This is a genomic window from Pseudoalteromonas sp. 2CM36K (assembly GCF_023161865.1).
Classification (GTDB): domain Bacteria; phylum Pseudomonadota; class Gammaproteobacteria; order Enterobacterales; family Alteromonadaceae; genus Pseudoalteromonas; species Pseudoalteromonas tetraodonis.
The window spans coordinates 1-14,099 of sequence record NZ_JALNTK010000040.1; the positions used below are offsets into that span (position 1 = coordinate 1).

The 14,099-nt window shown below is 41.5% G+C and carries 15 protein-coding genes and 1 pseudogene; 7 read left to right on the plus strand and 9 right to left on the minus strand.

All coding sequences use genetic code 11. The features are described 5' to 3' along the window. Positions 1-78: 78 nt before the first annotated feature. Positions 79-864, plus strand: a pseudogene (locus MTN97_RS17500) (methyl-accepting chemotaxis protein); the annotation flags it as partial. 58 nt (positions 865-922) lie between these two features. Here MTN97_RS17500 and MTN97_RS17505 read toward each other — a convergent pair. The 5 genes from MTN97_RS17505 to MTN97_RS17525 all read right to left on the minus strand — a co-directional run bounded on the left by MTN97_RS17505 (position 923) and on the right by MTN97_RS17525 (position 6,200). Then, a complete protein-coding gene (locus tag MTN97_RS17505) occupies positions 923-1,675 on the minus strand; it encodes a divergent polysaccharide deacetylase family protein (RefSeq protein ID WP_036979186.1) in 753 nt (250 codons plus the stop codon). A gap of 57 nt (positions 1,676-1,732) precedes the next feature. Next, positions 1,733-2,998: a S41 family peptidase gene (locus tag MTN97_RS17510; protein WP_248475001.1), complete on the minus strand. Its 1,266-nt coding sequence runs from the start codon at positions 2,996-2,998 to the stop codon at positions 1,733-1,735. 33 nt (positions 2,999-3,031) lie between these two features. Next, positions 3,032-4,171 carry a murein hydrolase activator EnvC gene (locus MTN97_RS17515; RefSeq protein ID WP_248475002.1) on the minus strand — a complete coding sequence of 380 codons (1,140 nt, stop codon included), beginning with the start codon at positions 4,169-4,171 and terminating at the stop codon, positions 3,032-3,034. A gap of 3 nt (positions 4,172-4,174) precedes the next feature. Beyond that, positions 4,175-5,719, minus strand: a complete 1,545-nt coding sequence (gene gpmM / locus MTN97_RS17520) for a 2,3-bisphosphoglycerate-independent phosphoglycerate mutase (RefSeq protein WP_248475003.1) — start codon at positions 5,717-5,719, stop codon at positions 4,175-4,177. A 283-nt stretch (positions 5,720-6,002) separates the two neighbouring features. Continuing rightward, positions 6,003-6,200 carry a hypothetical protein gene (locus MTN97_RS17525; protein ID WP_083238697.1) on the minus strand — a complete coding sequence of 66 codons (198 nt, stop codon included), beginning with the start codon at positions 6,198-6,200 and terminating at the stop codon, positions 6,003-6,005. A gap of 322 nt (positions 6,201-6,522) precedes the next feature. On the opposite strand from MTN97_RS17525, the gene MTN97_RS17530 reads away from it, so the two are divergent. Genes MTN97_RS17530 through gpsA form a run of 4 tightly spaced genes read left to right on the plus strand, consistent with a single transcriptional unit; the run spans position 6,523 to position 8,782 of the window. Beyond that, positions 6,523-6,954 carry a rhodanese-like domain-containing protein gene (locus tag MTN97_RS17530; RefSeq protein WP_248475004.1) on the plus strand — a complete coding sequence of 144 codons (432 nt, stop codon included), beginning with the start codon at positions 6,523-6,525 and terminating at the stop codon, positions 6,952-6,954. A 32-nt stretch (positions 6,955-6,986) separates the two neighbouring features. Then, the gene (grxC, locus tag MTN97_RS17535) at positions 6,987-7,244 is read left to right on the plus strand and encodes a glutaredoxin 3 (protein WP_016899746.1); all 258 of its coding nucleotides are present in this window, start codon (positions 6,987-6,989) and stop codon (positions 7,242-7,244) included. 38 nt (positions 7,245-7,282) lie between these two features. Next, entirely contained in the window at positions 7,283-7,771 is a 489-nt protein-coding gene (gene secB / locus MTN97_RS17540; RefSeq protein WP_013465945.1) for a protein-export chaperone SecB, read from the plus strand. Between the two features lie 3 nt (positions 7,772-7,774). Next, on the plus strand, positions 7,775-8,782 hold the full coding sequence (gene gpsA, locus MTN97_RS17545; RefSeq protein WP_013465944.1) for an NAD(P)H-dependent glycerol-3-phosphate dehydrogenase: 1,008 nt from the start codon (positions 7,775-7,777) through the stop codon (positions 8,780-8,782). Positions 8,783-8,848: 66 nt separating this feature from the next. Here gpsA and trmL read toward each other — a convergent pair whose 3' ends face one another. Then, positions 8,849-9,313, minus strand: coding sequence for a tRNA (uridine(34)/cytosine(34)/5-carboxymethylaminomethyluridine(34)-2'-O)-methyltransferase TrmL (gene trmL, locus MTN97_RS17550; RefSeq protein WP_013465943.1), 465 nt, complete (start codon positions 9,311-9,313; stop codon positions 8,849-8,851). Positions 9,314-9,470: 157 nt separating this feature from the next. Here trmL and MTN97_RS17555 point away from each other — a divergent pair, with 157 nt between their 5' ends. Beyond that, entirely contained in the window at positions 9,471-10,301 is an 831-nt protein-coding gene (locus MTN97_RS17555) for a cation diffusion facilitator family transporter (RefSeq protein WP_076916062.1), read from the plus strand. Here the strand turns inward: MTN97_RS17555 and MTN97_RS17560 are convergent. The 3 genes from MTN97_RS17560 to MTN97_RS17570 are packed head-to-tail and all read right to left on the minus strand — an operon-like array spanning position 10,298 to position 13,326. Then, the gene (locus MTN97_RS17560) at positions 10,298-11,242 is read right to left on the minus strand and encodes an alpha/beta fold hydrolase (protein ID WP_138563698.1); all 945 of its coding nucleotides are present in this window, start codon (positions 11,240-11,242) and stop codon (positions 10,298-10,300) included. The two genes, MTN97_RS17555 and MTN97_RS17560, sit on opposite strands and share 4 nt — an antisense overlap. Continuing rightward, a complete protein-coding gene (locus tag MTN97_RS17565; RefSeq protein WP_248475005.1) occupies positions 11,232-12,659 on the minus strand; it encodes an ATP-binding protein in 1,428 nt (475 codons plus the stop codon). The genes MTN97_RS17560 and MTN97_RS17565 overlap by 11 nt, the downstream gene beginning before the upstream one ends. After that, positions 12,637-13,326, minus strand: coding sequence for a response regulator transcription factor (locus MTN97_RS17570; protein ID WP_248475006.1), 690 nt, complete (start codon positions 13,324-13,326; stop codon positions 12,637-12,639). The genes MTN97_RS17565 and MTN97_RS17570 overlap by 23 nt, the downstream gene beginning before the upstream one ends. 175 nt (positions 13,327-13,501) lie before the next feature. Here MTN97_RS17570 and MTN97_RS17575 point away from each other — a divergent pair, with 175 nt between their 5' ends. Next, positions 13,502-13,969, plus strand: coding sequence for a Spy/CpxP family protein refolding chaperone (locus tag MTN97_RS17575; RefSeq protein ID WP_036980246.1), 468 nt, complete (start codon positions 13,502-13,504; stop codon positions 13,967-13,969). The last annotated feature ends 130 nt before the right edge of the window (positions 13,970-14,099 follow it).

Here is a 14,099-nt window from a genome sequence, read left to right on the forward strand (position 1 = left end):
ATGCGACCAAGTAATTATTATGCCTTGATCTGATCGCTACTTGCTCTATAAGTTCAATTTATAATGATCTTGCCGTGCTTAATCACCAATCAAAACAGTGTCAGTGAGTTGCAGCGTCAGCAACAAGAAGTAGCGATGGTTGCCACTGCGGTCACAGAGATGGCAAGTGCAACCCATGAGATTGCTGCTAATGCCGAAAATACCGCGACGGCATCACAGCAGTCAGCGCAAAGTAGTCGTGAAGGTAAGCTGTTAGTTGATAAAACCAGAAACACGATTAACTCACTTGCGGGTGAAATAGACCAAACAACCACCGTCATTGGCGAACTAAGCTTACATGCTCAGGCTATATCGAGTATTTTGACCACAATTCAAGAAATTGCTGAGCAAACAAATCTCTTAGCACTCAATGCCGCAATAGAGGCTGCCCGTGCTGGTGAACAAGGGCGTGGCTTTGCAGTGGTTGCCGATGAGGTGCGTGTTCTATCAAGAAGAACGCAAAACTCCACAGCAGAAATTTACACCACCATAGAAACCTTACAAAATACGACCAAAAAAGCAGTGAGCTTGATGGACAGCAGTAAGGGGTATGCTAATAATAGTGTGGATGATGTTAATGCAGCAGCTCACGCACTAGAGGAAATCACCTTAGCAGTGAATGAAATTTCTGATATGGCGGGTCAAATAGCGGTTGCAGCAGAAGAGCAAACGCAAGTGACCAATGAAATTACTCGAAATACGGTCGCCATTAAAGATGTAACCGATGAAATTACTACCTCAGCCACTGCGCATTTAAGCCAAGCTGAAGTATTAAAAGACAGAGCTACAGATTTAAATGCCAAAGTAGCGACGTTTATTTTATAAATATAATGCGCTTAAGTGAGTTAAATTAACTGACGGGGTGGGGGGTTTACTTACCCCATCAGTTTAATGAAATAGCTTGTTGCTGAGCTATTTGTACATACTTACGCTCTACCAGTTGCGATACTGGCACCAGTTCAAATCCTTGTTCACTTAATTGCGGCAAAGCGTGGCGTAAAAAATCGATGGTTTCGGGATAGGGGTGCGCTATAGCAATGGCAAACTGATACTTAGTTGCTTTTGATTTTAGCTCTTCTAATCTTAATTGTAGTTGCTCTGTGGTCGTTATATTGTCTAAAAATACATGTCGGCTAATGTTTTCCACTCCCAAAAAGTTGGCTGCATTCTGAGCTTGGCTTAATTCAGTTGTACGGCTATCAAGAAAATATAGCTGGCGTTTTTTGAGTACTTCCATGGTCCATTTCATTGCTTGGCTTTGTTGAGTCAGCGCAGAGCCCATATGGTTATTAACTCCTTTAACTTGCGGTAAACTCGCCAGCGCATTCCCGAGCGTTTGTTGAAGTTTTGCTTTATCCATATTTAAAGTGAGCGCACCTGGCCCGAGTTTTTTACCATTTAAAGCCTGCATAGGAACATGCAACAGGAGCTCTTTATTTGACTGACTAGCAAGGGTTGCAAATATTTGAGAATAGGGGGTGTGGGGCAATATTGAATAGGACAACTGCCCAGGTAAACTCAGGAATTCTAAATCACGTTGATGATAACCTATATCATCGATCACTATGGCTATTTGCTTGGCTTTAACAGCACTCGTTGTTGCAAATAAGGCTAAAAAAAGCCCAGCTAACACCATTAAATTTATAATTTTCACGTTTTATAATTTTTATTATCTTTAAATAGTTTACCGTTTTTATTGCATGCTAAGTAGCTGTTTTGCTTTTACTAACTGGATATCGGCTAATTCTTCAGCGTTAAAAACGGAGTTTTGTTCTAATTGTTCATTTTTTATTATAACGGCTTTATTTGTTTGTGGAAGTGTTGTTTGATTAATCGCCACATTTGGAGTTACGCCAATACCTTCAATCGATTCACCTGATGGCGTAAAGTAGCGTGCGGTAGTTAGTTTTAAGGCGGTATCACCATCGCCTAATGGAATGAGTGATTGTACCGATCCTTTGCCAAACGACTGACTCCCCACTATTTTTGCACGCATATTTTCTTTTAGTGCTGCAGCCAGTATTTCTGCTGCTGAGGCTGAGTTTTCATTAATCAGGACAACAATAGGTGCGCCTTTTAAAATATCGCCGCGCTTAGCGTAAAACGACTGATTAGAATCATAAAAACGTCCTTTGGTTGTTACTATTAGACCATCTTGTAAAAAGAGATCTGCCACAGCAACCGCGCTTTTTAAAGTCCCGCCAGGGTTGTCTCGTAAATCAATAATCAGGCCTTTTAATGCGTGGCCGTAATGGTTTTGCATAGCGGCTATTTGTAAGGCAACTTCATGCAAGGTGTGGTTTGAAAAGGTATTTATAGCAATATAACCGCTACCAGCATCAAGTAGTTGCTTAGTTACACTGGCCAGTTTTATTTGTTTTTTACTGAGGTTAAATATGAGCGGTGTTAGATTGTTATTTCGGATAATACTTAGTTGTACTTTATTGTTGGGGCTGTCTTTAATTTGCTGCGCGACTATATCAATAGGACTATTTTTAATCTGCTGATTATTAACTGCTGTAATAATATCGCCAGCTCGCAGGCCGACTTGTTTAGCAGGCGAATTATTAATTACTTTAACAATCGTGGTGCGCTGCTCAATATTTTTGACCTCAATGCCTAAGCCAGTATAGCGACCATTGGTATTATCAAATAACGCATTTAGCTCATTTTTATCTAAATATTTAGAGTAGGGATCGAGTTTAGAGTATAAGCGTTCAAATTGAGAGGTGTTGTATTCAATGTATTCACTGTTATGCAGTGCCAAATCATCAACGTAGTAGGTATGAATATTAAACAGTATTTCATTTATTTTTTGGCTTTCTAAATCTTTGACCGAACTGGCATGAGCATTATTTATAAAGCCAAAAAGTGCCAATAAAAAAAATACCTGCAAACAAAACCAAAACATTGGTTTTGTTTGCGATACTTTTTTTTGGCAAATGTGTGTGTTTATCATAACTGCCTCTACTAGGATGCAGTTATTTTGATATTAAATACGCCTGCACCATTTTATGGGATTAACAGCACGCCCTTTATGACGTATTTCAAAGTATAGACCAGAATCAGCTTGTCCACCGCTTTGCCCAACTAATGCAACACTTTCACCTTCTCTGACCATATCACCCACGTCTTTTAGCAAGGTTTGTGCATGCCCGTATAAGCTCATAAAGCCTTCTCCGTGGTCCACAACAATTACCCAGCCGTAACCTTTTAACCAATCTGCAAATACCACCTGACCGTTATGAATGCTATTTACTGAAGTGCCCTCTGCAGCAGAAATTAACACGCCTTTCCAGTTAATTCCGCCGTGCTTACGTTGGCCAAACTTGTGCGTTAGTTTGCCTTTACTCGGCCAGCTTAATCTTCCTTTATTTTTATTTAGGCCCAATAGCTCAATTTTTGTGGTTTTTTCTTCTTCAAGTTCTTTAATAGTTGCTATCAGCGTTTGTTCGTTCTCTTCTAAGTAACTAATTGAATTTTTTGTTTTATTTAACCGCTTTTTTAGATTTTTTAGGCTGGCTTGGCGCTCATTTTTAGCGTCAAGAAGCGCTGCTTGTCGCCTTTTTTGTTCATCAAATAAAGCAACTAGCTTTTCTTTTGTTTTTTCAAGCTCAGCTTGGTTTTTCGCAATTTCTATTTGCAGCGCTTTAAGTTCATCAAGCTGCTTTATGCGGGCTTTATTTAAGTAGTTGTAATAGCTAAGCGTACGCTCAAATTTAGCGGTATTTTCTTGGTTAAGCAGCATTTTTGAATAGTCATCACTACCTGCCATATAAGCACTTTTTAACTGTGCTGCTAACACACGCTGAAATTGGGCTTGTTGTTTTTCAAGCTTTATCGCGCGTTGTTGTTGCTCTGCTTGCTGTTGTTGTGTTTTTTTAACTGATTGCTCAGCCATATTGAGTGCTTTAGCGTTTTTCGCTATAGCGAGTTCATGTGCTTTTAGCTTTTGCTGCTGTTTAGCTATTTCTTTTTGCTGTTGTTGATATTCAGCTTGGCTTTGCTCTAAAGCCACTTGAACTTGGGATAGGTCTTTTTTAGTACGATCTTCATTAGCCACGGCAACGCCAGTGACTAATGAATGCAGTACACAGATACACGCAATGACGCGGTATGCGCTTTTTTTCATAGGTTATTTCAACACCATAATTGGCGACCCTGTCATTTCTGCAGGTTGCTCTAACCCCATTAAATGCAGCATGGTTGGGGCAACATCGCTCAAGGCTTTGCCTGAATAAGCTTGTGCATCGCGACCTACATAAATAAACGGCACGGGCTCACTGGTATGTGCTGTGTGCGCTTGGCCTGTTTTAAGGTTTGCCATTTGCTCTGCATTGCCATGATCGGCGGTAATAAGTGCTTCGCCGCCATATTCTTTCAATGCATCCACTACACGGCCAATACAGTTATCTACTGCCTCACAGGCTTTAACTGCAGCCTCAAATACACCTGAATGACCGACCATGTCGCCATTAGGGTAGTTACAAATAATGGCATCGTATTTTCCACTTTTTATTGCTTCTACTAGCTTATCGGTAAGCATTTTTGAGTTCATTTCTGGCTGCAAATCATAAGTTGCAACCTGAGGTGATGGGATAAGTTCACGGGTTTCGCCGTCAAACTCATCTTCTCGTCCACCACTGAAGAAAAAGGTAACATGAGCATATTTTTCAGTTTCAGAAATACGCAGTTGAGTTTTACCTTGTTTTTCAAACCATTCGCCAAGTACGTTATTAAGCGGCGTGGGGCCAAAAGCAACAGGCGCATCTATATCGGCTGCGTATTCAGTCATCATCACAAAGCCGCTAAGCTCAGGCGATTTTTTCTTATTAAAGCCGTCAAAGCCTGGTTCTACAAAGGCGCGGGTTATTTCGCGTGCGCGGTCTGCTCTAAAGTTTGCAAATATAACGGTGTCGCCATCATTTACTTTTACAGGTTCGCTGCCTTTAGGAGTGATCGTGCTGGCTGCTACAAATTCGTCATTTTCATCGCGCTCATAAGCGGCATTTAGTGCACTTACGCCTTCTTCATAATCAAAATCACCTTCACCTAAGGTGATTAAATTATAGGCTTTTTCAACACGGTTCCAGCGGTTGTCTCTGTCCATGGCATAGTAACGGCCAATTAGTGAGGCTAAACGGCCACATTTAAGTTCGCTAAATAAGGCTTCAATACGCTCAATAGACGCTTTAGCACTACGCGGTGGTGTATCGCGTCCATCTAAAAAGGCATGAAAGTACACCTCTTTAGCGCCGCGTTTTGCAGCTAGTTGTATGCTGGCAACAATATGATCTTCGTGGCTATGCACGCCACCTGGACTTAACAGTCCCATAATGTGTACAGCTTTGTTGGCATGAACGGCTTTATCAATGTTTTCAACAAGTGCAGGGGTCGTATCAAATTCGCCATCATCAATGGCTTTGGTGATACGGGTAAAATCTTGATACACAATACGGCCTGCGCCTAAATTAACATGGCCCACCTCAGAATTACCCATTTGGCCATCAGGAAGACCGACATCTAAACCCGATGCTGAAATTAATGTATGAGGACGTGTGGCCCAAAGCTCATCTAATACAGGGGTGTTAGCAGCTAAAATAGCATTGCTTTGCTCATCTTCTCTGTATCCCCAGCCATCTAAAATCATTAATACCAGTGGTTTTTTATGCTCTGTCATAGTCACTCCTATTAGGGTCTGTTGACCTTTGCGGATTAAAATTTGTTCAAACTAGAGGCGGTTTAATCGCGGCGCGAGGTTTGTAACCTAGTGGGCTCGATAACTGCTCCTGCGTTATTCTACTGGCTTACATCCATGTAAGAATAAGTAAAAACCGAGCAAAGCTTCCGCGTCCTGCTCACGCCCCTTACCTACATCCATGTAGGCAACAAAGAGTAAATCGCCCCTAGGCAGAACCCTTCGGGCAGCACCTGTTTGGCATTGATGCTGCGTTATCGCCTATTTATGGGGAATAACCACACCACATAGGCTCTGCCTTACCTAAATACCAAACAGACTGCTGCAAATTTAACCTTGAAAGATCAACAGACCCTAGCGTTGCTAAAATACACGCTAACATTAATGCCAACATGCCAAGTCTTAGCATACCGCGTTTTATAGCTAGGATCAGCAATGAAAAGAAGATATTAAAAATTTTCAATTAGGATTGGCTAAATTAAAAACTTTAAAGGGCTAGGTTATTTTTCAGTTAAAAAGAGCAGGGCATTGTGGCTTTCAAGCGTGCTTAAACTCGCATTTTTAGCTGATTTGGGTATACTTGCGCGGCTAATCTCTATTTTATTCAAGTATTGAATAGGGTTGTGGGATAAGTTAAGCCTATATTGTAGGTTAAAATTCAGAGTAGCCTAACAGCGCTCTATTGATTTGCTGATGAGTGACTGCTCATTGTGCAAGTGCAATTGGTAAGAATTTAAAATATCTAAAACATCCGTTTTAGTATGTAACTTTATAGTGGAAGTCGAATGGATCAATATATTGAATTTGTCTCAAACCATCCAATTTTAAGCCTAGCTTGGGTTGCGATTGCGTTTCTTATTATTAGTGGCGCAATAAAAAGTAAATTTTCAGCAATTCGTCAAATCAATCCTCAGCAGTTAACGTTACTTATTAATCGCGAAGACGGCCAGGTTGTTGATATGCGTGGGCAAAAAGAGTTTAAAACCGGCCATATTGCCGGTGCTGTGCACTTAAACCCAGAAAAAGCTAAAGAATCTGATTTCTCAACCCTTGAAAAGTATAAGGGCAAACCCATTATAGTGGTATGTGCTGCAGGCATGACTGCTTCAGGTGTTGCAACCGCAATGCATAAAGCAGGCTATGAACAGGTTTATGTTTTATCTGGCGGTATGGGTGCGTGGCAATCAGCAAGTCTGCCAACAACAAGCGGTCGCTAATATCTCTTAGCTAAACCGATTAAGGATTAATTATGAGTAACGTTGTTTTATACACCAAAGGATATTGTCCTTTTTGCCATCGCGCATTAGCGCTGTTAGACAGCAAAGGTGTAAAATACACAAATATTGATATTGGCGTTCAGCCAGAGCTTCGCGATGAAATGATCGCCAAAGCCGGTGGCGCAAGCACGGTTCCACAAATTTTTATCAACGATGAACACATCGGTGGCTGTGACGACATGATGGCACTAGAAGCGCAAGGTCACCTTGATGCTAAGCTCAGTGCTTAATTTAATTAATTATAATAAATAACAGGTTAGGAATAACAATGAACGAACAAAATCAAAACGCAGCAGCAGAAGCTGATGCAGGTGCACAGTTTACTATTCAACGTATTTACACTAAAGATGTGTCGTTTGAAACGCCAAATTCGCCAGCTATTTTTCAAAAAGAGTGGGCTCCAGAAGTAAAATTAGATTTAGATACGCGCTCTAACAAGCTTGATGAAGGTGTTTACGAAGTAGTGCTTGCGCTAACTGTAACGGCATCTATCGGTGAAGAAACTGCGTTTTTATGTGAAATTCAACAAGCAGGTATCTTTACGATTGCTGACGTTGAAGAAATGCAATTAGCGCACATGCTAGGTGCATTTTGCCCTAACGTGTTATTCCCATATGCACGTGAAGCAGTATCTAACTTAGTAAATCGTGGTACGTTCCCACAACTTAATCTTGCGCCAGTTAATTTTGACGCATTATTTGCACAGTACATGCAGCAACGCACAGCGCAAGCTGAGCAGGCTACAGCAGACGCTTAATTTATGAATACAGCCACATCAGCTGTTACTGTTTTAGGGGCGGGGTCGTATGGCACCGCCCTTGCTATTTGTTTAGCCCGAAATGGCCACAAAGTGACTTTATGGGGACGCAATAGCCAAGACGTTGCGACGCTTGCAGCTGAGCGAAAAAATCAACGTTACTTACCTGATATTCCTTTTCCTGACACCTTAATCCTTGAAGCAGATTTACAGCGTGCAACGCAAAGTAGCGATATTGTTTTGGTTGTTGTGCCAAGCCACGCATTTGCTGACACATTAAAGCAAATCAAACCTGCTTTGCGCCCAAATGCAAAAATAGCTTGGGCCACCAAAGGGCTAGAGCCAAATACTGGGCGTTTGTTACAAGAAGTGGCAGTGCAAGAGCTAGGTGAAGAGGTGCCATTAGCGGTGCTTTCAGGGCCAACCTTTGCCAAAGAAATGGCGATGGGATCACCAACTGCAATTTCGGTGTCATCAACATCATCGGCATTTGCTAAACAAATAGCCGATTTATTGCATTGCGGGCGCTCGTTTAGGGTGTATAACAATGATGATTTTATTGGTATACAGCTCGGTGGTGCGGTTAAAAACGTGATTGCCATTGGTGCGGGAATTTCTGATGGAGTGGGGTTTGGTGCAAATGCTCGTACCGCGCTTATCACTCGTGGTTTAGCAGAGTTGTCACGTTTAGGGTGTGCACTGGGTGCAAAACCTGAAACCTTTATGGGCATGGCTGGGTTAGGTGATTTAATTCTGACCTGTACCGATAACCAATCGCGCAATCGTCGTTTTGGTTTAGCCTTAGGCAAAGGTGAGAGTGTTGATGATGCCATTGCATCAATCGGCCAAGTGGTTGAAGGCTTTAGAAATACCAAAGAAGTGTACTTACTAGCTCAACGCGCTGGTGTGGAAATGCCAATTACCGAGCAAATATATAAAGTACTCTATGAAAATAAAGACATGAAAGCGGCTGCTATGGCGTTATTAGGTCGTGAACAAAAGTCAGAATAAATGCTTCACTATTCTTTAAAAATTAAAAAACCGACATAATGTCGGTTTTTTATTATTGGTAAATAATTACTGCGCGTTTACAAAGCCAAGCTGGCGCCAAGATTCATACACAAACACAGCTACTGCATTAGACAGATTCATACTGCGACTATCGGCTTGCATAGGTATACGCACGCGTTGCTCGTTTGGCAGTGCTTGAATCATGTCATCAGGTAAGCCTCGGGTTTCTGGGCCGAATACTAAGCAATCACCCGCTTCATACTGTGCTTGGTGATGAAATTGGCTACCTTTAGTAGTGCAAGCATACACCTTTTTAGGTTGGCACTTTTCTAAGTAAGCATCAAATGAGGCATGGCGTTGTACATGGCTAAATTCGTGATAGTCAAGTCCAGCGCGTTTTACACGTTTGTCATCCCACTCAAACCCTAACGGCTCAATTAAATGCAATGAATAGCCAGTATTGGCACATAAACGAATGATATTCCCGGTGTTAGGCGGAATTTCAGGTTGGTATAAAACAATATCCAGCACAATAAGCCCTATAAAATCTTTAATTTGACTGGCTCAGTATACACGAACAATGAATAAAAAATGATATACTACAAACATTAAATACAACTTACACTTGGACAGATACGTGCATAATCGCAGTTATGAATTTTGGGTCAAAGCTTCAAGCATAGTGACCATGGTCATGGTGAGCCTAATGATTGCGACCAAAGCATGGGCTTGGCTGGCGTCGGGTTCGGCGTCAATGCTTGGCTCATTAACCGACTCATTAATGGATATTACCGCGACGCTAATGAGCTTTTTAGTTTTATCGTATGCACTGCGTCCTGCGGATGATGACCACCGGTTTGGTCACGGTAAAGCGGAGGCGCTTGCAGGGTTAGGCCAAGCTGCATTTATTGCGGGCTCGGGCTGTTTATTAATGTTTCATGGTATCGAGCGATTAATAAACCCAGTAGAGCTTTCGCACTCATTATTAGGTGTATGGGTGAGTATTTTTGCCATTGCTTGTACCTTGGTAATTGTATTTGTGCAAAATAAAGTCGTGAAGCACACAGAATCAATCGCTATAAAAGCCGACTCCGTTCACTACAAGGGCGATTTAATTTTAAATGCGGCGGTATTGCTTGCTATTTTACTCGCCTACTATGGCGTACTGTATGCCGACCCATTGTTTGCTATCGGTGTGGCAGGTTATTTATTGTATAACAGTTGGGATATAGCAACCGAAAGTGCCTCGCATTTAATGGACAAAGAGCTACCCGATGAAGAAAAGCAAAGTATTTTTGAAATAGCGCGTAACCATAATGATGTTTATGGCGTTCACGGTATTCGCACTCGACAGGGCGGTAAAGTTAAGTTTATTCAACTGCATTTAGAGCTTGATGACAATTTACCACTTATTCGTGCCCATAAAGTGGCAGATGAAGTGGAGCTGATGATCACTCAGCAATTTGAATCTGAAGTTGATATTTTGATTCACCTAGATCCGCTGTCGCTTAGTAGTTAACCTATTGAATCACAAAATTTATAAAGGCTTGTCAGCAATGGTTGGCGAATTTCGTCCCGCTCAAAAAACAGCTCGTGCTTAGCCCCTTTAAACTGCTTTATTAGGGTGTTTTTATGTCGGCTTGCAAGCTTATGCTGAGCTTGGTTATCAACCACTTCGTCATTTTCTGCGCTGGCTATAAATAACGGGGTTGTTATAGATAGTTTATCGAGCGCTTTAATAAATGAAAAAACAGTATGCAGCCAGCCATAGGTAACACCGCCTAATTGTAATAGTGGCGTTTGCTGATAAGTTGCCCTAAATTGATCATAGCGTATTTGGCTACTGGTTAAAGTGTTAAGCGCAAACTCTTCAGGTGTATAATCGCTTTGTCCTAACGCATAACACCCTGAGAACCCTAATAATGACGCACTGGCGGCGATAAACTGTGCTACGGGTTTTGGTATTCCTTTAGTATGAATATCAAACATGGGCGCAGATAAAAACGCCCCACTAAAGTCATGTGAGTAACGTGCTAAGTAATCAAACGCTATAGCGCCGCCCATTGAATGGCTAAGCAGTAGTTTTTTACCTTGCCAATGCTGCTTTACCACCTCAAGATTGAATTGATTAAGATCGTGACTGTAATCTTCAAATTGTTTGACATGGCCTTTATGGGGGTTTTTTAATAACCGATAAGAGCGCCCTTGGCCTTGGTGATCAACAATAAAAACAGCAAAATTATTACAATAAAGCTCCCAAAGCAGCTCTTTGTATTTATCGAGCCCTTCAATGCGCCCAGAACTAATAACAATGGCAGTGTGAGCCTGTTTAGGCTTAGCGTAAGCATAAAATAATTTACCGGCAGCCGTGCTTAAATAGGCTTTTTTGAGTGTATTAGTATAAAACTCATTAATGGCAGGCAGATTATTTTCAAGCTCGCTTTCATTGCTATAAAACATGGTCTCTCTTTTGTATTGGTAAGCTTATCTCAACGCATAATCCGCCAGCGTCCTTATTTGATAAAGCTAAATTTCCGCCGTGGGCAATCACCGCATTTTTTGCAATGGCTAAACCCAGCCCAGTGCCGCCGCTGACTCGGTCGCGGGCGTCTGATTGTCTAAAAAATGGCTCACATAGTTTATCAAGTTGCGCTGCGGGAACGCCAGGGCCGTCATCACATATTTGTATAGTGATGATATCACTGTGTTTTAAGGTGATGCTAATAGTATGTTGTGCGTATTTAATTGCATTACGTAAAATATTTTCTAGAGCACTGGCAATCAGCATTTCGTCGCACTCTATATTTACCTGAGCATCACCTTGAATATGCAGCGTTTTATTGTGCTGTTTTGCTTCAAACTGAGCATCGTTAATCACATGGTCAACAATAACTTGTAACGACTGCGCTTGCAGTGATAAAGGTTGGCTATTGGCTTCTAAGCGCGATACCTGCAATACATCGGCTATCATTTTATCAAGTTGATTTGCTTCTTTTTCAATACGCAATAAATACGATTGGCTGGCCTCACTCGCTTGCATTTGCGCCAGCCCTGTGGCCATTTTTAAGCGTGTTAGTGGGGAGCGCAATTCATGGGATATATCGGCAAGTAAACGCTTTTGAGCGCTAAGTAGTTGCTCTAATTGATCAGCCATACGGTTAAAATCGCGTCCTAAAACTCCAAGCTCATCTTTTCGTTGACTATTTATTGATGCGCGCGCACTTAAATCGCCATTTGAGAGCCTAATTGCAGCTTGTTTTAAACTATTTATAGGGGCAATTAAGTTACGACTAAATAAAAAACTTAATGTAAGTGAGGCGATAATGGCGATAGAAATTTTTAACCAAACCGGCAACAATCTTAAGCGAATAAAGAGCGGTCGCTGTTGATTTATATCGATTTCATATAACGCAAATTCGCCTTCAGGTACTCGAATGCGCACAGGGCCAAAAGCTTGGTAATATTCAGTAAAAATAATTTGAGGTGGCATGCCTTCACTAAAGTTCAGTAAGCTAAAATCAATATTATTCTCAACTTTTTTACTGATCAAAAACTCATCGCTACTTAGTGAATTTAAATAAAGTAACTTGCGTTTACTCAAACGCGGGTGAGTAATAATGTCATGAATAGAGCGCTTGTGTTTATGTGCACTACGTTCGATACCTCGAGCCAAGTGTTCTAGATTTTTTTGCATGGGCCCTTTTAGGGGGTCATGGCTAATAGCATTGATCAGCGAAATATTACTTAAGAAAAATAGCGCAGTAAAAGTGCCAATGATCGTTAGCCAAAACCAAGCAAAGACTTTAAAAAACAAATAATGTCGAGGGTGTCTTAACCAGCTAAAACGCGTTACTTTACTCTCCTTGGATAAAGACATAACCCGTCCCTCGAATAGTTTTAATTTTTTCACCCGCGATATGCTCGGCTATTTTTTTTCGAATATTACTCACATGCATATCAATTGAGCGGTCAAACGAAGCTAAGCGCCTCCCGAGCACTTCTTCACTTATTTGCTCTTTGCTGACAACTTCGCCGGCATTTTTAATCAATAACACCAGTACTTCGTACTCTGTGCCAGTCAGTGTGAGGGGGTGCTCGTTAATAGCGGCCTCTCGGGCTGCCAAATTAACTGTAATGCCATTTACATTCATTTTGCTAGGCGTTGCAACGTTTAGGCTATTAATGTGCTCCATGCGGCGGGTAATGGCTTTTACACGGGCAAGCAACTCGCGATGATTAAAGGGTTTAGCTATGTAATCGTCTGCGCCAAGCTCTAGGCCAAAAATGCGGTCAAAGTCTTCGCCTTTTGCAGTGAGCATAATGACCGGAGTTAGCTTGGTTTGCCTAAGTTGTTTAAGTACTTCAAAGCCATCAAGGGTGGGGAGCATTACATCAAGCAATATCAGCGCGTAGTCATTTGACAAAGCAAGCTTTAAGCCTTGCTCGCCATCGTGAACGCTTTGTACGTCAAAGCCTTGCGCGGCTAAATATTCAGTGAGTAGTTCGCACAAACCTGTGTCGTCATCAATCATTAATAGCTTCATTTCAAACCCTTAGGCAATTTCTATATGGATATTTTACTTCTTAAATTGTGTAAAAGTGAATCTTTACACAACCTTTACACTGCTTTGCGTTACTTTGCGTTGCAAGCGGTATAGTTAACTCACTGGCTAAGCAGCCACAATCAAATTCAATCCATCCAATATTAAGGTGATGATTATGACTAAAGTAAATACACTTTCAAAATTAGTACTTATTTGTGGTCTAGCAACGGCTACACTTGGTGCCAGTAGCGTATTAGCAAAAGGCGGCATGCACGATAAGCAAGGGCATTCTCAAGCGCGTTTTTTACTCTCTGAGCGCGGCGCAGACAAACTTAGTCTAACCGACGAGCAGCAAACTAAGCTTGAAGCTATTTTTGAAGCGCAAAAAACGCAAATGAAAGCGCTACGTGGCGGCGATAAAGAAGCACGTAAAGCACAGCGCGAAGCGCATAAAGCAAAAATGGATGCACTACTTAGCGCTCCAACGTTTGACGAAAACGCGGCGAAAGAGCTATTAACCGCACGCCAAGATAAGAAACAGCAATTGGGGTTAATTAAATTAAAAACCCAGCATCAAGTAATGCAATTGCTTAACGCTGAGCAAAAAGAAAAGTTAGCTAAAATACAGCAGCGCCGCAGGTAATAGGTGCGAGGTTTTAACCCCATGGCCAGTAACTCGTTGTCTGAAATATAAAATGCGCGGCATAAAGCCCCGCCTTGTATCTCTCTGTAATAGATGATTAGCTATCATTTATTACATCGGAAGTTAGTGA